This window comes from Pseudomonas sp. LBUM1648 (genome assembly GCF_059716145.1).
This window is the reverse complement of sequence record NZ_CP166808.1, coordinates 2,602,113-2,619,768: the sequence shown is the minus strand read 5'-3', so window position 1 is coordinate 2,619,768 and position 17,656 is coordinate 2,602,113. Positions and strand designations below refer to the sequence as shown.

Annotated in this window: 19 protein-coding genes; 11 read left to right on the top strand and 8 right to left on the bottom strand. The window is 58.7% G+C overall.

All coding sequences use genetic code 11. The features are described from left to right. Positions 1 to 211: 211 nt before the first annotated feature. Genes ACA043_RS12135 through ACA043_RS12110 form a run of 6 tightly spaced genes read left to right on the top strand, consistent with a single transcriptional unit; the run spans position 212 to position 6,269 of the window. Entirely contained in the window at positions 212 to 3,130 is a 2,919-nt protein-coding gene (locus ACA043_RS12135) for a monovalent cation/H+ antiporter subunit A (RefSeq protein ID WP_497617714.1), read from the top strand. Beyond that, positions 3,130 to 3,474, top strand: coding sequence for a Na+/H+ antiporter subunit C (locus ACA043_RS12130; RefSeq protein WP_007910763.1), 345 nt, complete (start codon positions 3,130 to 3,132; stop codon positions 3,472 to 3,474). The genes ACA043_RS12135 and ACA043_RS12130 overlap by 1 nt, the downstream gene beginning before the upstream one ends. Further along, complete coding sequence (locus tag ACA043_RS12125; protein ID WP_497659303.1) at positions 3,471 to 5,150, top strand: monovalent cation/H+ antiporter subunit D; 1,680 nt, start codon at positions 3,471 to 3,473, stop codon at positions 5,148 to 5,150. Before ACA043_RS12130 ends, ACA043_RS12125 begins: the two co-directional genes overlap by 4 nt. Then, entirely contained in the window at positions 5,147 to 5,635 is a 489-nt protein-coding gene (locus ACA043_RS12120) for a Na+/H+ antiporter subunit E (protein WP_497617713.1), read from the top strand. Before ACA043_RS12125 ends, ACA043_RS12120 begins: the two co-directional genes overlap by 4 nt. Then, positions 5,632 to 5,910 (top strand): K+/H+ antiporter subunit F, encoded by a 279-nt coding sequence (locus ACA043_RS12115; protein WP_007910754.1) that lies wholly within the window; start codon positions 5,632 to 5,634, stop codon positions 5,908 to 5,910. The genes ACA043_RS12120 and ACA043_RS12115 overlap by 4 nt, the downstream gene beginning before the upstream one ends. Beyond that, positions 5,907 to 6,269 (top strand): Na+/H+ antiporter subunit G, encoded by a 363-nt coding sequence (locus tag ACA043_RS12110; RefSeq protein ID WP_187680714.1) that lies wholly within the window; start codon positions 5,907 to 5,909, stop codon positions 6,267 to 6,269. The genes ACA043_RS12115 and ACA043_RS12110 overlap by 4 nt, the downstream gene beginning before the upstream one ends. Positions 6,270 to 6,317: 48 nt before the next feature. Here the strand turns inward: ACA043_RS12110 and ACA043_RS12105 are convergent, their stop codons facing one another. Continuing rightward, positions 6,318 to 6,758 carry a DUF3995 domain-containing protein gene (locus ACA043_RS12105; protein WP_497659302.1) on the bottom strand — a complete coding sequence of 147 codons (441 nt, stop codon included), beginning with the start codon at positions 6,756 to 6,758 and terminating at the stop codon, positions 6,318 to 6,320. Positions 6,759 to 6,851: 93 nt separating this feature from the next. Between ACA043_RS12105 and ACA043_RS12100 the strand changes: the two genes are divergently transcribed. Next, positions 6,852 to 7,238, top strand: a complete 387-nt coding sequence (locus tag ACA043_RS12100) for a DUF2946 domain-containing protein (RefSeq protein ID WP_187680716.1) — start codon at positions 6,852 to 6,854, stop codon at positions 7,236 to 7,238. Between the two features lie 92 nt (positions 7,239 to 7,330). Next, positions 7,331 to 9,463, top strand: coding sequence for a TonB-dependent receptor (locus tag ACA043_RS12095; protein WP_497659301.1), 2,133 nt, complete (start codon positions 7,331 to 7,333; stop codon positions 9,461 to 9,463). A 115-nt stretch (positions 9,464 to 9,578) separates the two neighbouring features. Here ACA043_RS12095 and ACA043_RS12090 read toward each other — a convergent pair whose 3' ends face one another. The 3 genes from ACA043_RS12090 to ACA043_RS12080 all read right to left on the bottom strand — a co-directional run bounded on the left by ACA043_RS12090 (position 9,579) and on the right by ACA043_RS12080 (position 11,378). Then, positions 9,579 to 10,595: an ABC transporter substrate-binding protein gene (locus ACA043_RS12090; RefSeq protein ID WP_497659300.1), complete on the bottom strand. Its 1,017-nt coding sequence runs from the start codon at positions 10,593 to 10,595 to the stop codon at positions 9,579 to 9,581. 127 nt (positions 10,596 to 10,722) lie between these two features. Beyond that, on the bottom strand, positions 10,723 to 10,920 hold the full coding sequence (locus tag ACA043_RS12085) for a hypothetical protein (protein WP_401265437.1): 198 nt from the start codon (positions 10,918 to 10,920) through the stop codon (positions 10,723 to 10,725). Between the two features lie 8 nt (positions 10,921 to 10,928). After that, positions 10,929 to 11,378, bottom strand: a complete 450-nt coding sequence (locus ACA043_RS12080) for a hypothetical protein (RefSeq protein ID WP_187681289.1) — start codon at positions 11,376 to 11,378, stop codon at positions 10,929 to 10,931. Positions 11,379 to 11,800: 422 nt separating this feature from the next. Here ACA043_RS12080 and ACA043_RS12075 point away from each other — a divergent pair, with 422 nt between their 5' ends. Further along, positions 11,801 to 12,076 (top strand): hypothetical protein, encoded by a 276-nt coding sequence (locus ACA043_RS12075; protein ID WP_401265439.1) that lies wholly within the window; start codon positions 11,801 to 11,803, stop codon positions 12,074 to 12,076. A gap of 49 nt (positions 12,077 to 12,125) precedes the next feature. Then, positions 12,126 to 12,362, top strand: coding sequence for a DUF2789 family protein (locus ACA043_RS12070; protein ID WP_489880076.1), 237 nt, complete (start codon positions 12,126 to 12,128; stop codon positions 12,360 to 12,362). A 6-nt stretch (positions 12,363 to 12,368) separates the two neighbouring features. On the opposite strand, the gene ACA043_RS12065 is transcribed toward ACA043_RS12070, so the two are convergent. The 4 genes from ACA043_RS12065 to ACA043_RS12050 all read right to left on the bottom strand — a co-directional run bounded on the left by ACA043_RS12065 (position 12,369) and on the right by ACA043_RS12050 (position 16,689). Further along, positions 12,369 to 12,572 carry a hypothetical protein gene (locus tag ACA043_RS12065; RefSeq protein WP_187681284.1) on the bottom strand — a complete coding sequence of 68 codons (204 nt, stop codon included), beginning with the start codon at positions 12,570 to 12,572 and terminating at the stop codon, positions 12,369 to 12,371. A 113-nt stretch (positions 12,573 to 12,685) separates the two neighbouring features. Further along, positions 12,686 to 13,909, bottom strand: coding sequence for a methyl-accepting chemotaxis protein (locus tag ACA043_RS12060; protein WP_497659639.1), 1,224 nt, complete (start codon positions 13,907 to 13,909; stop codon positions 12,686 to 12,688). A 607-nt stretch (positions 13,910 to 14,516) separates the two neighbouring features. After that, positions 14,517 to 14,921: a TraR/DksA family transcriptional regulator gene (locus ACA043_RS12055; RefSeq protein WP_047301757.1), complete on the bottom strand. Its 405-nt coding sequence runs from the start codon at positions 14,919 to 14,921 to the stop codon at positions 14,517 to 14,519. Between the two features lie 526 nt (positions 14,922 to 15,447). Next, positions 15,448 to 16,689, bottom strand: coding sequence for a hypothetical protein (locus ACA043_RS12050; protein WP_497659299.1), 1,242 nt, complete (start codon positions 16,687 to 16,689; stop codon positions 15,448 to 15,450). 359 nt (positions 16,690 to 17,048) lie between these two features. On the opposite strand from ACA043_RS12050, the gene ACA043_RS12045 reads away from it, so the two are divergent. Further along, positions 17,049 to 17,654, top strand: coding sequence for a glutathione S-transferase (locus ACA043_RS12045; protein WP_497659298.1), 606 nt, complete (start codon positions 17,049 to 17,051; stop codon positions 17,652 to 17,654). The last annotated feature ends 2 nt before the right edge of the window (positions 17,655 to 17,656 follow it).

Below are 17,656 nucleotides of genomic sequence, written 5' to 3'. Positions count from 1 at the left end.
AAAGATCAAAAGATCGCAGCCTTCGGCAGCTCCTGCATTGGAATGCGTTTTCCTGCAGGAACTGCCGAAGGCTGCGATCTTTTTTCGCCGTTGAAACAAGGCCAAACACAAATATCCAGACTACTTTGTAGGATTCTGAGACATCCTCGCGTTTGGTGATCAGGGAGCTGGCACGTATGATGCTTCACAAACTTCCGCAGATTAGAAGCCTATGTCCCTGATAGTTCTACTGCTTCTGCCATTCATTGGCAGCTGTCTGGCAGCGATGCTGCCACACAACGCGCGTAATACCGAATCCCTGTTGGCTGGTCTGGTCGCTCTGATCGGCACCGTCCAGGTGGCAATGTTGTACCCGCAAATCGCCCACGGCGGCGTGATCCGCGAAGAATTCATGTGGCTGCCCAGCCTCGGCTTGAACTTCGTCCTGCGCATGGACGGCTTCGCCTGGCTGTTCTCGATGCTGGTATTGGGCATCGGCACACTCGTTTCCTTATATGCCCGCTATTACATGTCGCCGGATGATCCGGTGCCGCGTTTCTTCGCGTTTTTCCTGGCATTCATGGGCGCCATGCTGGGTCTGGTGATCTCCGGCAACCTGATCCAGATCGTGTTTTTCTGGGAACTCACCAGCCTTTTCTCCTTCCTGCTGATCGGCTACTGGCACCACCGCGCCGACGCTCGTCGCGGCGCCTATATGGCGTTGATGGTTACTGGTGCTGGTGGACTATGCCTGCTGGCGGGGGTCATGATCCTCGGCCATGTCGTCGGCAGCTATGACCTGGACAAGGTCCTGGCCGCCGGCGATCAGATTCGCGCACATGCCCTCTACCCTATTCTGCTACCCCTCATTCTTGTCGGCGCACTCAGCAAAAGCGCCCAGTTCCCGTTCCACTTCTGGCTGCCCCACGCGATGGCGGCGCCAACGCCCGTCTCCGCGTACCTGCACTCGGCAACCATGGTCAAGGCCGGGGTGTTCCTGCTAGCGCGCCTGTGGCCGTCGCTGTCCGGCAGTGAAGAATGGTTCTACATCGTCAGCGGCGCAGGCGCCTGTACGCTGTTGCTCGGCGCGTATTGCGCGATGTTCCAGAACGATCTCAAGGGTCTGCTGGCCTACTCGACCATCAGCCATCTCGGCCTGATCACCTTGCTGCTGGGGCTGAACAGTCCGCTGGCCGCCGTCGCTGCGGTATTCCACATCCTCAACCACGCCACGTTCAAGGCCTCGCTGTTCATGGCCGCGGGCATCATCGACCACGAAAGTGGCACCCGCGACATCCGCAAACTCAGCGGACTGATCAAGCTGATTCCGTTCACCGCAACACTGGCCATGGTCGCCAGTGCCTCGATGGCCGGCGTGCCGTTGCTCAACGGCTTCCTCTCGAAAGAAATGTTCTTCGCCGAAACCGTATTCATCAACGCCACGGCGTGGGTTGAAGCGGCATTGCCGATTGTCGCGACCATCGCCGGCACGTTCAGCGTCGCTTACTCGCTGCGCTTCACTGTCGATGTGTTCTTCGGCCCGACAGCCACCGACCTGCCGCACACCCCGCACGAACCGCCACGCTGGATGCGTGCGCCGGTGGAATTGCTGGTGTTCACCTGCCTGTTGGTGGGGATTTTCCCGGCACAAATCGTCGGACCATTATTGGCCGCTGCGGCGTTGCCGGTAGTCGGCGGCACCCTTCCCGAATACAGCCTGGCAATCTGGCATGGTTTGAACGCGCCCATGATCATGAGCCTGATCGCCATGTCCGGCGGCATCGTGCTCTACCTGTTGCTGCGCAATCAGTTCAGACAGGGCCGCTTCAAATATCCGCCACTGGTGGGCCGCTTCAACGGCAAACGCCTGTTCGAGCGCAGCCTGGTGGTGATGATGCGCATGGCCCGTCGGGTAGAACGCCGACTCGGCACCCGACGCCTGCAAATGCAGCTGTTCCTTATGGTGTTGGCGGCCGTGCTCGCCGGCCTGATTCCGATGCTGCACAGCAGCCTGAGTTGGGGCGACCGGCCGAAGATTCCTGGTTCCATTGTTTTCGTGACTCTGTGGCTGCTGGCAATTGCCTGCGCTCTCGGTGCCGCGTGGCAGGCCAAGTATCACCGTCTCGCAGCTCTGACGATGGTCAGTGTCTGCGGGCTGATGACTTGCGTGACATTCGTCTGGTTCTCAGCACCGGATCTGGCGCTGACGCAACTGGCGGTCGAAGTGGTGACCACCGTGCTGATCCTGCTGGGTCTGCGCTGGTTGCCACGTCGGATCGAAGAAGTCTCGCCATTGCCGAGCAGCCTGCGCAAGGCGCGCATTCGTCGTCTGCGCGACTTGCTGCTTTCGATTGCGGTCGGTGGCGGCATGGCACTGCTGTCCTACGCCATGCTGACGCGGCAGACGCCAAACAATATCTCCTCGTTCTACCTCAGCCGCGCCATGCCCGAGGGCGGTGGCAGCAACGTGGTCAACGTGATGCTGGTGGACTTCCGTGGCTTCGATACCCTTGGTGAAATCACCGTACTGGTCGCCGTGGCGCTGACTGTATTCGCGCTGCTGCGCCGCTTCCGCCCGCCGAAAGAAAGCCTGCAACTGCCAGCCCAGCAACGCCTGCTGGCGCCGGACGTGGTCACCGATCTGGTCAACCCGCGCTCGGCCAGCGACACCGCGCTCGGTTTCATGATGGTGCCGGCGGTACTGGTGCGCCTGTTGCTGCCGATTGCGCTGGTGGTGTCGTGCTATCTGTTCATGCGCGGGCACAACCAGCCGGGCGGCGGTTTTGTCGCCGGTTTGGTGATGTCGGTGGCGTTCATCCTGCAATACATGGTCGCCGGCACGCAGTGGGTCGAGGCGCAAATGAGTCTGCGGCCCCTGCGCTGGATGGGCACCGGGTTGCTGTTCGCTACCGCCACCGGTCTCGGTGCTATGGCCGTCGGTTACCCGTTCCTCACCACCCACACCTGGCATTTCACCCTGCCGCTGCTGGGTGACATCCATATCGCCAGTGCGCTGTTCTTTGATATCGGCGTGTACGCGGTGGTCGTGGGCTCGACGCTGTTGATCCTCACCGCCCTCGCCCACCAATCGGTGCGTGGTCACAAGACTGCAGCGCTGCCCAAGTCCGTCGCCAGCAAAGGAGCCGTCTGATGGAAGAAGTCATCGCAATCGCCATCGGCGTCCTCGCCGCATCCGGCGTCTGGCTGATCCTGCGGCCACGGACATTCCAGGTGGTCATGGGCCTGTGCCTGCTGTCCTACGGCGTCAACCTGTTCATCTTCAGCATGGGCAGCCTGTTCATCGGCAAGGAACCGGTGATCAAGGACGGCGTGACGCAAGACTTGCTGCACTACACCGACCCGCTGCCACAGGCACTGGTACTCACTGCAATCGTCATCAGCTTCGCCATGACCGCGCTGTTCCTAGTCGTTCTGCTCGCCTCGCGCGGCTTGACCGGCACTGACCATGTCGACGGCCGGGAGCCTAAAGAATGATGGCGATGACTCACCTGATCGCCGCACCGATTCTGCTGCCGCTGCTGACCGCCGCCATCATGCTGATGCTCGGCGAGAAGCACCGGCCGCTGAAGGCGAAAATCAATCTGTTCTCCAGCCTCATCGGCCTGTTCATTTCCGTGATGCTGCTGCAATGGACGCAGACCACCGGCGTGCCCGGCTCCATCGGCGTATACCTGCCCGGCAACTGGCAGGCGCCGTTCGGCATCGTGCTGGTGGTCGATCGCCTGTCGGCACTGATGCTGGTGCTGACCGGGATCATCGGCGTCAGTGCCCTGCTCTTTGCGATGGCGCGCTGGGACGGCGCGGGATCGAGCTTCCATGCGTTGTTCCAGATTCAGTTGATGGGTCTGTATGGCGCGTTCCTGACCGCAGATCTGTTCAACCTGTTCGTGTTCTTCGAAGTGCTGCTCGCCGCTTCTTATGGCCTGTTGCTGCACGGCTCCGGTCGGGCACGGGTGTCGTCGGGGCTGCATTACATCTCGATCAACCTGCTCGCCTCGTCGCTGTTTCTGATCGGCGCGGCATTGATCTATGGTGTCACCGGCACCCTGAACATGGCTGATCTGGCGCTGAAAATTCCGCTGGTGCCGGAAGCCGACCGAGGCTTGCTGCACGCCGGCGCAGGAATTCTCGCGGTAGCGTTCCTGGCCAAGGCCGGCATGTGGCCGCTGAACTTCTGGCTGGTACCGGCCTACTCTTCGGCCAGCGCACCGGTGGCGGCAATGTTCGCGATCATGACCAAGGTCGGCGTCTACACCCTGCTGCGCCTGTGGACGCTGCTGTTTTCCGGGCAAGCAGGGGCTTCGGCGTTCTTTGGTGCTGACTGGCTGATCTACGGCGGCATGGCGACCATGGCCTGCGCGGCACTGGCGATTATTGCCGCCCAACGCCTGGAACGCATGGCCAGCCTGAGCATTCTGGTGTCGGCGGGGATTCTGCTGTCGGCCGTTGGTTTCGCCCAGCCGAACCTGATTGGCGCCGCGCTGTTCTATCTGGTCAGCTCGACACTGGCATTGAGTGCGCTGTTTCTTCTTTCCGAGTTGATCGAACGTTCGCGCTCGGCCAATGAGATCCCGCTGGAAGACGAAAGCGAATTGCTGCCTCGTCCGCAGGAATCACTGCAACCGCCCAAAGGCATCAACCTCGACGACGAGCAGAAAGCCGTGGTCGGTCAGGTCATTCCGTGGACCATGGCGTTTCTCGGCTTGAGCTTCATTGCCTGCGCCCTGCTGATCATCGGCATGCCGCCGCTGTCCGGCTTCATCGGCAAACTCAGCCTGATCGGTGCGTTGCTCAATCCACTGGGCCTCGGTACCGACGCGCAAATTTCAAACGCGGCGTGGGCGCTGCTGGCACTGCTGATCCTGTCCGGACTGGCCTCGTTGATGGCGTTCTCGCGCCTCGGTATCCAACGCTTCTGGACACCGGAGGAGCGCCCATCACCGTTGCTGCGCAAACTCGAATGCGTGCCGATCTTCCTGCTGCTGGGATTGAGCATCGCCCTGACCTTCAAGGCCGAACCGCTGCTGCGCTATACCCAGGCCACCGCCGATGCCCTGAACAACCCGCAGCAATACGTGATGGCGGTGCTCGGCACCCGCGCCGTACCGAGTCCGGAAGCCAAGACAGCCCAGTTGGAGGTACAGCCATGAAGCGCGTATTTCCTGCACCGTTACTGTCGTTCGCGCTATGGGCATTGTGGTTGACGCTGAACCTGTCGATCAGCCCGGGCAATCTGCTGCTCGGCGCAATATTGGGTTTTGCTGCACCGCTGATGATGCGCAAGTTACGCCCGAAACAAGTGCGCATCCGCCGCCCGGGGACGATGCTGCGCCTGTTCCTCCTCGTCGGTCGTGACGTGGTGATGTCCAATCTGATCGTCGCCTGGGGTGTGCTCAATGCCGGCCGCCGCCCACCTCGTTCGTGCTTCGTCAAAGTGCCGCTCGACCTGCGCGATGCTCACGGTCTGGCGACGCTGGCGATGATCTGCACGGTGGTGCCCGGCACGGTGTGGTCGGAATTGGCACTGGATCGCAGCATTTTGTTGCTGCACGTTTGGGATCTGGATGACGAAGCGCAGTTCATTGAGCACTTCAAGACTGCTTACGAACGACCGCTGATGGAGATTTTCGAATGAGCCCATTACTGTCGAACGCAATTTTGCTGACGCTGTTTCTGTTCTCGCTGGCGATGGTGCTGACGCTGGTTCGGCTGTTCAAAGGACCCTCGGCTCAGGATCGGGTTCTGGCGCTGGATTACCTCTACATCGTCGCCATGTTGATGATGCTGACGCTGGGCATTCGTTATTCAAGTGACACCTACTTCGAGGCGGCGCTGCTGATTGCGCTGTTCGGCTTCGTCGGCTCGTTTGCCCTGGCGAAATTCCTGCTGCGTGGCGAGGTGATCGAATGAACGCTGAATTGTCTCTATGGGTTGAGATTCCGGTGGCGATCCTGCTGGTACTCAGCGGCATTTTTGCGCTGATCGGCGCGACCGGTTTGTTGCGAATGAAGGACTACTTCCAGCGCATGCATCCGCCGGCACTGGCCTCGACGCTGGGAGCGTGGTGCGTGGCGCTGGCTTCGATTATCTGCTTCTCGGCGCTGAAGTCCGGGCCGGTGATACATGCATGGCTGATTCCGATTCTGTTGGCGATCACGGTGCCGGTGACCACTTTGCTGCTGGCGCGGGCGGCGTTGTTCCGCAAGCGCATGGCTGGGGATGATGTGCCGGCCGAGGTCAGCAGTCGGCGGACTGAGAGCGGAAGCTAACCCTTTAAAAGATCGCAGCCTGCGGCTGCGATCTTTTGATACTGCTTTTCAGATCCAAGCCACGGCCAACAACCCCGCTCCCAACGCCAGACACAACGGCGAATACACCCACGTATCCAGCCGCGCAAACCGCGAGCCTTTCACCTCCTTGAAGAATCCCACCAGATTCGAATCACCAATCGCCCGGGCAAACATCAACAGCGCAATCGCACTGATCACCCATTGCAGCGCCTTGTGATGCACCGCCGGCATTCCCCACCCGACCCGCAGACACACCAAAGCGGCAATCGCCAATAACGCAGCCGCCACCACCAAAGTAATCCACCCCGACGGTTTGAACGCCGGTCGCACCGTTTTCACAAAACCTTCCACCGGTACTTGCGGCACCGCCGCCACCGCCGCCCATTGCCCACCCAGCGCCCAATACACATGTACCAGGGCGATTACCGCGAACGTTGTCACCAGCCATTGAGCCAACACAAAGGTCATGGTTGAAATCCTTGAAAGGGATTTGAACAAATCATCCTAGTCGCATTTTTTTCAAGTGCACGACCGATCAGCGGTACGGTAAAGTGCCGCCCCATGAAATTCTCCCGTTCCGATCGCTCACTGCTGGCCTGGATGCTCTATTGCTGCGTCCTGTTCAACGTGTTCGTCTGCAGCATCGGACACGGACAGATGGTCGGCATGCAGCTCAACGGTATCGGCGGCCAGTTCTGTACCGTGGACCCGGCGACGCAAGCGCCGCTCGCTGCCAACCCGTCCGAAGAAAAACTGCCAACCCTGTCCAAAGCCTTCGGTTGCCCACTTTGCTCAACAGGCGGCATGGGCCCGGCGTTCAATTCCAGCCTGACCCTGGCGATCCTGCCGGAACAACACAGTCCGCCACTGGCGCCGATCGTCAGCGCCGACCTCCCAGCCCGCTCCACCTGGCCCTCGGCCAACCCTCGCGCCCCACCGCTCGCCTGAGTGTTCTTGCCTTTTTGATTTGTCAGCCCACTGCGCCAACGCGCGGCGTTCGCCTGTGCGCTGACTCCTAGACAAGCATTCAGGATTCAACAATGAAACAACTCACTCTGCTGGCGAGCCTGTGCGGCTGCCTGTCCGTTAACGTCTGGGCGCAATCCACTGTGGATCTGGCGCCGATCACCATCGACGGCGAGTCCGGCACCGAACCGGGCCTAAACATCGACCAATCCAGCGGCATGGCCTCGCGCCTCGGCTTGAGCGTGCGCGATACGCCCGCCTCGGTGGCCATCGCCAATCGCAACGACATCGAACGCCACGGCGCACAGAACTTCCAGGACGCCGCCAACACCCTGCCCGGCGTCAATGCCAGCGCACCGCCAGGCTTTGGCGGCTTCGTCTCCTATCGCGGCTTCACCAGCAGCCAGATCACCCAGATGTTCAACGGCATCAACGTGTCCGGCGGACTCGCCCGCCCGGTAGATGCGTGGATTTACGATCGAGTGGAACTGGTCGGTGGCCCGTCATCGCTGATCAACGGCGCAGGCTCTGTGGGTGGTTCGTTGAACTACGTGACCAAACTGGCAACCCGCGACGAACAGGCTGTTGAAGGCAGGGTCAGCTACGGCACTTACGACACCACCGAAACCGCGTTCGGCCTCAACCATGCCCTGACCGACCCGAGCAGCGAGATGCAGCACTACGCACGTCTCGACGTCAGCCACAACACCAGTAACGGCTACATCGACCGCCAGGAACGCGATGCCTGGAGCGTGGCGTTCTCATTGCTCAGCGACCTCACGCCGAACCTGTCGCACACCCTGGCGCTGGAATATCAGGACGAACACGAAGACAGTCCGTATTGGGGCACCCCGGTGCTCAACCCCAAGGCCGGCGAGTTGAAGATCGATAAACACAATCGCTTCAACAACTACAACGTCGAAGACGGTCGATATGAACAGCGGACGATCTGGGTGCGCTCGATCATCGACTACCGGATCAACGACAACATCACCCTGCGCAATACCCTGTATCACCTCGACAGCCAGCGCGATTACCGCAACCTGGAAACCTACCAGTACAACGCCGACAACACGGCGGTGAATCGCTCGACGGCGTATCAGGTACGGCATCAGGGCGAGCAGAACGGCAACCAGTTCGAACTGCGCCACGACAACACGCTGCTGGGTCTGGATACAACGTGGTCAGGCGGCTTCGAGTACAAAGTCAATCAAACCACCAACTCGCCGCTCAACATCAAAGACGTGAGCACGGTTGACCCGAACAACTACCGGCCGGGGCATTTCTATGACATTCCCGGCACCAATCCCAAGCTGATCAGCGACAAGACCAACGAAGTCACCACCAAAGCGCTGTTCGTGGAAAACCGGCTGGCGCTCACCGACAAACTGTCACTGCTCACCGGCCTGCGTTATGACGACATCGATCTCGACGTGACCAACCACCGCACCGTAACCGCCACCAACCCCAAGCACCTCAAGCGCAGTTGGGAGCCAATCACCGGTCGCGCGGGTCTGACCTATCAGTTCATCCCATCGGCTAACGTCTACGTGCAATACAGCACCGCCGCCGAGCAGCCCAACGGCACGCAAGACTTCGACGTCTCGACCGGCAAGCAATGGGAAATCGGCAGCAAGTTCGATTATCTGAACGGGCGCGGCTCGGCGACGTTGGCGGCTTACACGATTGAACGAAAGGACTTTGCCGTCACCGACCCACTGGACCCGACCAGCAGCATCCCGGTCGGTCAGCAGACGTCTAAAGGGATCGAGATTGCCAGCTCGTTGCGGATCACCGACAAACTGCTGGCCGAGGGTAACTTCGCCTGGGTCGACGCGCAGTACGATGACTTCACTGAAAAGAATGCGGCTGGCGTGGTCGTGTCGCGCAAAGGCAACACACCGACCAACGTTCCGGACCGGGTCGGCAATCTGTGGCTGACCTATGATTTCTCGCCGCAGTGGCAAGGCGGGGTCGATGCGCGTTACGTGGCGTCGGTGTTTGCCGATAACGCCAACACCATGACCGTGCCGTCGTACACGCTGTTCGGCAGTTTCCTCAGTTACAAGGTTGATTCGCACACCACCGTTACCGGGCGAGTGCGCAATTTGACCAATGAGGTGTATGCCGAATTTGCGCATGTTTCGCCGGCGTACTATTTGGGTACGCCGCGAACCTTTGAGCTAGCAGTGCAAACTCGATTCTAAAAGCATCGCGGGCAAGCCCGCTCCCACAGTGTTTTGTGTCGTACACATATTTTGCATCCGACGATAAACCTGTGGGAGCGGGCTTGCACGCGATAAGGCCAGTGGCCGCGGCCCTCTATTTCAAATCAGCCGAAACCTTGTCCGCCACATCCTTCGGCAACCACGCCTGCCACACATCCGGATGCGCCTTCATGAATGCCACCGCCGCATCACGGGGCGCGGTGTGTTTCTCACTCATCTCAGCCAACGCCTTGTTCAGCGGCCCGATCGGAAAATCAACCTTGCTGAAGAACTCGGCAATCTGCGGATACTGCTTCTGAAACGGCGTCGACACGCCAATCGACAGCTTCGAGGCCAGCGAGCGGGTCGGTTTCGGATCGGGATTATCGGCGTCGGTCAGCGTCTTCCACGCCTCGGCGTCAAACGGCGGCTCTTCCAGTTGCACCAGTTTGAATTTGCCCAGCAACGGTGTTGGCGACCAGTAATAGAACAGCACCGGTTTGCCCCGTCGAATCGAAGAACTGATCTCAGCGTCCAGCGCTGCACCGGAACCACTGCGGAAATTGGTGTAGTCGTCCTGCAATCCGTACGCGGTCAGCTTCTGCTTATTGACCACTTCCGACGTCCAGCCGATCGGGCTGTTGAGAAAACGCCCCTTGCTCGGGTTTTCCGGGTCCTTGAACACATCTTTGTATTTCTTCAAATCACTGACACTGCGCAGGTCCGGTGCGAGCGGCTTGATGCCCTTGGCCGGGTCGCCCTTGATCACGTATTCCGGCACCCACCAACCTTCGGTAGCGCCCTTGACCGTATCGCCCAGGCTCACGACCTTGCCTTCGGCCTCGGCCTTGACCCACACCGGACTGCGCCCGGCCCATTCTTCGCCAATGACCTGAATGTCATTGTTGGCCAGCGCGGTTTCCAGGGTGATGGTGGTGCCAGGCAAGGTGTCGGTCGGCAATCCGTAGCCCTTCTCGACGATGATCCGCAAGACATCGGTGATCAGGCTGCCGCTTTCCCAGTTCAGGTCGGCAAAATGGATCGGCGCTTGTGCCGCCATGACCGATGGCACTGAAGTCAGCAAACCGAATGTGGCCACGCTGGCGGCCAATAACCGTCGAAATCCGTTCATGCATTGCACCTCGTGCTGTTCACAGCAATGGCAGGATGGCCTGGGAGAAGACCGCAAGCCTCTGCATACTCAGTCAACTGACTGTAGCCGAGGTTCCTGCTTTTTCAGGGCCAGACCCTGGACGAGGTCAGGTTTCAGACTTTTCCTGCATGCTTTGCAGCTCGCGTCTGACCATGCTGGCGTATTCCGCCGGGCGCAACGTGTAGATCTGCGCGGCGACCCAACCGAGCCAGGCGCCTTGTAACTCGGCCTTCGCGGCGAACAACCGCCGGGCCTCATCGCGCGCACTGTCGAGGTTTTGCGAATGGAAATCGGCGCGGCTCAAACCACCGATCACTCGCTGGCCTTGAAAGTCACCAGTTCACCCTTGCGCCATTTCGCGGCTTTGGCGGTGACGGCTTTCAGGGTCTTGGTCAGACCTTCCTGCAACTGCGCATGGGCGGCGAACACGGTCACCACGCTATGACCTTCCTTGAACAGGATCGCGTGGCCATCCGCCGTCTCGACGAAGGCGTAGTCGCCGATGCCATAGACCGTCAGTTTGATTTCGCGAAAACGGATATCCATCTTGCCGCCTTCACGGCTGGGCAACACCGACGCACTGAAATGATCGCCAACCTTGAGCTTCAGGCCCGGTTTGTCATCGACCACCAAAGCGCTTTCAGTGTCGATTTCGGCAACGTAGATGCCTTCAGCGTTTTGCTCGGTGATGTAAACAAAACGTGATTGGAACAGCTTGACCAGCTTTGCACGCAAATCACCCAACACGAACAAAGCATGCATATCGAGATTACTGACTGCCAAAGAAACATCCCCACATCTGAATAAACCGCACACGGAAAACGCGCACGACAAAAAACGGCCAGGCCGATGGAACTGCCAAATGACTCAAATAAAAGCCCGAACTGAGCAGACTGCTCATTCAACGCGAGGTTCGTAAGACTACTGGAATGTCACTCGCGAAACTCACTCCAATGTCGCCAAAGCTCGAAGGAATAATCCTTACCGGCGACCAAAGAAAGCTGATTACGAACTTTAGGGAAAATTCTCACGAAAAAAAGCATTTTTCCGACATATCACTCGCGAAAAATTGCTTTAGATAAGCCCTGTCGTCAACAAGCACTGGCGATTCTAGAGCAGCGATGCTCATTACGACTACCCGAAACGGCCTGTAAATATCGGCCAACCGATGAAAAGGACTTCATATGTGCACTCTGACTCACTTCGCCATGCCCACTGACGCCCGACTCAAATCGCCCCTTATCCTGCATGTCGCCGATATGAACGATCTGCAGGAACACCAACAAAAGGATATGGCTCCGCGCTTTCAAGTCGTACCGGCGGGCAACGCTTTCTTCCACATCAAGGAAAAATCGACCGGCCGCGTAAGAGGTTTCCGCGAAGATCACAACGAAGCGTGCGCCCTCGCCCGCTCACTCGAAATGCAAATCGAACTCCTGGCCAGTGCCTGCCTCAGATAAAGAGAGCGATCGACTGCGCCATACCGGCGCACATCAGAAGGAGCAAATGATGGATCTTGAAGGTTATAACTTGAAAACCCTGTTCGATCAGTTGGGTCTGCCTTCAGAGGAAACTGATATCGATGATTTCATCGATGGGCATTCACTGGACGCTGACACCAAATTAGTCGATGCGCCCTTCTGGTCAGAATCTCAGAAGCAAACGCTTCAAGAGTGGATTGGCAAAGACGATGACAGGGCAATAGTCTTCGACGAACTGAACGTACGCCTTCACGACGGCAAGTAACCTCGATCAGTGCAGGCTGTCTCCAGGCGCGGCCTGCAACTGCGCGAGCCACGCAGCCCTGCACTCCTCGGCCTCGTCACGACTGGCAAACGCAGTACCGCGCCGCTCACCATTGAGCAAAACCACCCAGCAAACACTTCGGCCCATCGCGCGTAAACCGGCGGGCACACCGCTGCCAATCATCACGGCAACATCAACTCTGCACTGCATGCAGACCTCCCCAAATCATTAGCTACCTAACTATGTAGGCATGTTAATGATTTACTCGCGGAGGAAACAGCAACGCCCGTGCACAGATTCATTGCATCAATCGCAAGAATCGATCAGCGCGGGCTTTCCGGTTTGTAGCCCAAACGCAATCCGCCCCAGTGCCGACCCTTGATCGTGATCGGCACCGACAAGTCGTGCATCAACTCACCGGTATCGCGCGTGTAAGTCTGCAACAACACCGGTTGCTGATGACTGCCACAGCGAATCCCGGTGCGGTCGGCAAACTTGCGTTTAGTGCGATTGTTAACCGCATCGACCTGCGCATCTCCGGTCAACGGCTGACTGAACACCTGATTATGCGTCGGCACGTAACCCTGCTGTGTGCAGGCAATAGCAAACACCAATCCCTCATGACGCGGCAGCAACGGCTCCTGAATCGCCGGCAGCACCTGATCGGTGTAACGATCAAAACGAGTTTGAAATTTCGCCGGTTGCGTATTCGCGATCGGCTGATACTGACGGTCGAACAAATCGTCGAGGCTGATCCGCCCTTGCTCGATATCCGCCTCGAAACGCGCGGCAATCTGGCTCGCCCCTTCGCGCGCCAAGTCATAGATGCGCTGGTGATAGTCATCCAGCCCGACTTCGGCCAGACGCTCACTGATGGTTTCCGCCTGCCCTTCCATCTGCACCGCCGCTTCGGCGAGGCGACGGGTCTGCTGATCGCTGACCGCCAAATCGCTGCGCATCTGCTCGATGGCTATGAACAGACTGTCGAGTTGCTCCCGGTTGGTCTCCGCACCCCGGGCGATCTCGCCGACCTGACTTTCCACCCCCGCCGCCAATCGCGCGATATTCTCCAGGTGCTGGCCGGTGTGTTCGACCTGTTCGACGCCGCTGCTCAAATCGCTGGATAGTTCGCGGATCTGCTCCACAACCTGGGCGGTGCGCTGTTGAATGTCAGCGACCATCTCGCCGACCTCGCCCGTCGCCGACGCCGTTCGCGCCGCCAAGCCGCGCACCTCATCCGCCACCACTGCAAATCCGCGACCGTGCTCACCGGCCCGCGCCGCTTCAATCGCCGCGTTCAACGCCAGCAGATTGGTCTGGCTGGCAATCGACTGAATCACCAGCGTCACCCGCTGAATGTCATCGCTGCGCAGACTCAAGGCCTCGATCAATTCACGGCTGGCATTGGCGCGCTGGCTGAGCTGATGCATGCGCGAGATCGAATCGACCAATTCGGTTCGCCCCGCTGCACTGCTGTGATGCGCCTCGCTGGCAGCGGCCAACGCTTCACGGCTGAGCTGCGAAGTGGCGTGTTCAGTGGCGATCATCACCTCGGCATTGCTGACAATCCGCGCTGCCGCATCGAGTTGCGATTCAAGTTTGCTCGCCAGTTCCTTGACCGAAAACGCCACCCCGGCCGCCGACAAGGCGTTATGGCTGGTGGTGTAGGAAAGATCGCGAGTGAGTTCGGAAATCGCACTACCGGAGTCGGCAGGCGTTACATCGGGGACGGCTCGGGAGCGCAGGCGCGGCAGCCAGACAATCAGCACCGCCAAGGGCATGCCGACGTAAAGCGACCATCCACCCAGCGTCATGCCGGCGAGCAACAGCATCAGGGCGATGCTTTGCAGAGTCGGTGCGACCCAGCGGTTTTTTGGCAAAAGCACTGGTGCAGGCAAAGCCCCAACCAGAGATCCGTCTCTCGTCATATCAACACCCCACGCTTGTTCTCATTATTGTGACTGCATTAAACGCCACTACAACGCCATTATCTATGGTCCGTTAGTCGTGGGGTCTTGCAGCAGGTCAATGGAACGGCTCGGGATATCGCAGACGAGCAAAAACAAAGATCGCAGCCCCTGCAACCCCATATAGGAGCTGCCGAAGGCTGCGATCTTTTCAGAACGACCCGCAATCGGCGGGTCGCCTCAGGAATCAGGCCTGACGCTGGTGCTTGTCGATCTGCTCGTGACGCTCTTGAGCTTCGATGCAGTACTTGGTGGTCGGGCTGATCAGCAGGCGTTTCAGGCCAATGGCCTCGCCGCTGTCGTCGCACCAGCCAAAGCTGTCTTCCTTGATGCGCTCAAGGGCTTGTTCCAATTGCGGCAGCATGCGCTGGTCGCGATCGATCGCGTTTACCAGCCAGGTGCGCTCTTCTTCAACCGAAGCCGCGTCCGCCGGGTCAGCCGGGGTGTCCAGGCTTTCGATGGCGATACGGTTTTGCTCAATGCGCTCGTGGGTTTCGACTTTCATGTTCTGCAACAGCTCAGCGAAGAAAGCGTGTTGCTCTGCATTCATGTAGTCATCTGCCGGCATCGCCAGCAACTTGTCCTTTGTCATTGATATCTCTATAAAAAAACGTGCATTAAGGCGAAATAGGGAGCGTTCCGGCGAACCGTGTCCGGTCGACGAAAAGGCATCGTTTATTGCAAACGCCACCCGGCACTCAATTTACGAGGGGCGGCAGTCTAAGGCCCGTTTCAGGCATCAGCAACTGTAAATACAGGGAATTTGTCCGACAAAGCCCGGAAACTGCTCTGACACAAGCTTCACAACGGTCATCGGAGTGCGTTTATAGCAAGAAATTCAGTCGAGCGGCTGTATATAGAAGACAAACGGCTATCAACGACCTGCGAGCAAGGTTATCGGCAGGCTGGAGCTTTTATACAGAAATACTCTGTAGGCTTTGCCCCGGCCCGAAATCAAGGGCGCTCTGCAGCCACCTCTCGCCCCTGGGCAAACGAGCAAATAGCGTGTGACTGGTGAATGAACGCAGTGCCCTCGCCCAACAAACCGGATTCGACGACTGACAAAATGACCACATCGCCGATCTGCCCGGACCGGCGGCGATGTGGTCTACCGCAGACTACTCAAAATCAATCTTGATCTGATGCTTCAACGGATAGGTATCAATACCCACCGCTTCGCTGACTTTGCCTGTTGCGACCAATTTATCGATATCAATGTTGATACCCGAATAACCAATCGCCACCGGCGTGTCGAACACTTGGCGTAACGTCAGGCCGGACGCTGAAGATTTCACCACCGAACCGGTCACCCCCGGCATTGCCGGCGTTACGAACTCCACCCGTTTGCGGATATCAGCGTTAACCTGCGCCAGCTCCGCTTCCTTCTGCTTAATGATTGCCTGATTGGTAGCCGAGATGACCACTGGTTTATCGGCCTCCGTCTTGGCGGGCGTGCCAGTTTTCGCCGCATCCGCATTGGCCTCGGCCACCTTTCCGTCAGCCCCACCATCACCCTTCGCGGCCGGATTCAAAGCCCGGAGCTGAGTTTCAATGGCGGTCTTGCGCTCATCCAGATCCGTCAATGCCCGTGTTACTGCGGAAAATTGCGCACCATTGCTTTCAGTAGACGAAATCACCACATCCAGCGACCGCGCGAGGTAAACCTGCGTGACCAGCACGAGCACCGAAGTCGTGGTGTTCTTGTCATCGGCCTTCGCATCGTTCTTCAGCGACACCACTGCCTCCTGCAATTTTTCGCGTTTCGTTTTTGTGTACTTGCTCAAATAGGTGTCAGCGGCGATATGAGCATCGCCATAAAGCACACCGTAGGTTTCTGCCAGAGGCACCGAATACGCAACTGAATACGCAGACTTGCGTGCCCCACCAATCAATGCGCCGATCGCACTGTTGCTGACCCCAAGCCCGATATCACTCTCCGCCAGCGAAGCGAAGGTGAATCCGGGAAACGCCACCAGTGCATTCATTTTCGTTGTTGTGTTGGGTACAAACAGATCCGGCACACTGGTCGCCACCACCAGACCAGACTTGTCCGCCGGCGTTTGCTTTGCGGTGATGTAAGGCGCGGCCTTCTTCAATTCCTCATCCAGTTTCATTCGATCGAACCAAACGGAACCCATGTAGTAGTCGACGGTTTTCATTTTGGCCCCAGCCTTCGCAGCTCGAACCACATACAAATCGCCAACCTCAAAGTTGCCTCGCGGAGGGAAAATAGGTTTGAAATTCAACTGCTCCGTATTAGCCGACCATTGCTGCACAACAGCACCTCGCTCCGGACGGTTGCTGCAAGCCACCAAACCAATACACAACGCACATATCGTCAAGCGGTGAAAAGAGTTCATGACATGACCCTCGTGCCCTTCCTGTGTGGCCGACGCGGCAAGCTGGTTTTTTTGGCGCGCACGTCGGCGCCTCAACGATCTCGGGGTCATGGACTACAAGGGAGTAATACAAACGAGTACTGAATCAGAGGGTCTGAGCTCGCTTAACTGTTCCATCCCTGGTCGGTGCTGGCACTTTGACTATAGATTCACTGGCGCAACTGGCAAGGCCGGTTTGGCCCTTTATTTTCGGGTGTTTCATGACCGTTACAGCTTGTGCCGGGAAGACCGGCAGTGCCGAGCAGTAGTCAATCGACAACCTTTCCCGCTACATTCGTCACCCATCGACGGTAGCAATCAGTCACGCCAAGGAGTTGCACATGAAACTGATCGGAATGCTCGACTCACCTTACGTGCGCCGCGTGGCGATCTCCGCCAAACGCCTGGATATCGACCTCGAACACGAGTCAGTCTCGGTGTTCCGCCACTTCGAGCAATTCCAGCAGATCAACCCGGTGGTCAAGGCGCCAACCCTGATCCTCGACGACGGCGTCGTCCTCATGGACTCGACCCTCATCCTCGACTACCTCGAAACCGTCGCCGGCAAAAGCCTGCTGCCGAAAGAGTTGAGCCAGCGCGCCCACGCCCTGCGCCTGATCGGCCTCAGCCTCGCCGCCTGCGAAAAAGCCGTGCAGCTCTACTACGAACGCAACCTGCGCCCGGCCGACAATCAATATCAACCGTGGATCGAACGCGTCGAAGGCCAACTCGCCGCCGCCTTCACCGCCCTCGAACACGAACTCGAAAAACACGGCCTCCCCACCGACGGCACCCTGAGCCAGGCCGGCATCAGCCTCGCTGTCGCCTGGAGCTTCACCGACCTCGTCGTCCCCGACCAGATCGACACCCGACGCTACCCCCACATCGCCCAATACACCGCCTACGCCGAAACCCTCGAAGCGTTCGTCAGCACCCCGATGACCTGAAC

Bases quoted from the DNA above. Each gene is read 5' to 3' on its own strand.
- ACA043_RS12080 (WP_187681289.1), bottom strand. From the start codon at position 11,378: ATGCATGCTTTGTTCGTGTTGGGTGATTTGCGTGCAAAGCTGGTCAAG.
- ACA043_RS12045 (WP_497659298.1), top strand. From the start codon at position 17,049: ATGAAACTGATCGGAATGCTCGACTCACCTTACGTGCGCCGCGTGGCG.
- ACA043_RS12075 (WP_401265439.1), top strand. From the start codon at position 11,801: ATGTGCACTCTGACTCACTTCGCCATGCCCACTGACGCCCGACTCAAA.
- ACA043_RS12050 (WP_497659299.1), bottom strand. From the start codon at position 16,689: ATGAACTCTTTTCACCGCTTGACGATATGTGCGTTGTGTATTGGTTTG.
- ACA043_RS12110 (WP_187680714.1), top strand. From the start codon at position 5,907: ATGAACGCTGAATTGTCTCTATGGGTTGAGATTCCGGTGGCGATCCTG.
- ACA043_RS12060 (WP_497659639.1), bottom strand. From the start codon at position 13,909: ATGATCGCCACTGAACACGCCACTTCGCAGCTCAGCCGTGAAGCGTTG.
- ACA043_RS12125 (WP_497659303.1), top strand. From the start codon at position 3,471: ATGATGGCGATGACTCACCTGATCGCCGCACCGATTCTGCTGCCGCTG.
- ACA043_RS12065 (WP_187681284.1), bottom strand. From the start codon at position 12,572: ATGCAGTGCAGAGTTGATGTTGCCGTGATGATTGGCAGCGGTGTGCCC.
- ACA043_RS12130 (WP_007910763.1), top strand. From the start codon at position 3,130: ATGGAAGAAGTCATCGCAATCGCCATCGGCGTCCTCGCCGCATCCGGC.
- ACA043_RS12100 (WP_187680716.1), top strand. From the start codon at position 6,852: ATGAAATTCTCCCGTTCCGATCGCTCACTGCTGGCCTGGATGCTCTAT.
- ACA043_RS12095 (WP_497659301.1), top strand. From the start codon at position 7,331: ATGAAACAACTCACTCTGCTGGCGAGCCTGTGCGGCTGCCTGTCCGTT.
- ACA043_RS12105 (WP_497659302.1), bottom strand. From the start codon at position 6,758: ATGACCTTTGTGTTGGCTCAATGGCTGGTGACAACGTTCGCGGTAATC.
- ACA043_RS12070 (WP_489880076.1), top strand. From the start codon at position 12,126: ATGGATCTTGAAGGTTATAACTTGAAAACCCTGTTCGATCAGTTGGGT.
- ACA043_RS12135 (WP_497617714.1), top strand. From the start codon at position 212: ATGTCCCTGATAGTTCTACTGCTTCTGCCATTCATTGGCAGCTGTCTG.
- ACA043_RS12090 (WP_497659300.1), bottom strand. From the start codon at position 10,595: ATGAACGGATTTCGACGGTTATTGGCCGCCAGCGTGGCCACATTCGGT.
- ACA043_RS12120 (WP_497617713.1), top strand. From the start codon at position 5,147: ATGAAGCGCGTATTTCCTGCACCGTTACTGTCGTTCGCGCTATGGGCA.
- ACA043_RS12115 (WP_007910754.1), top strand. From the start codon at position 5,632: ATGAGCCCATTACTGTCGAACGCAATTTTGCTGACGCTGTTTCTGTTC.
- ACA043_RS12055 (WP_047301757.1), bottom strand. From the start codon at position 14,921: ATGACAAAGGACAAGTTGCTGGCGATGCCGGCAGATGACTACATGAAT.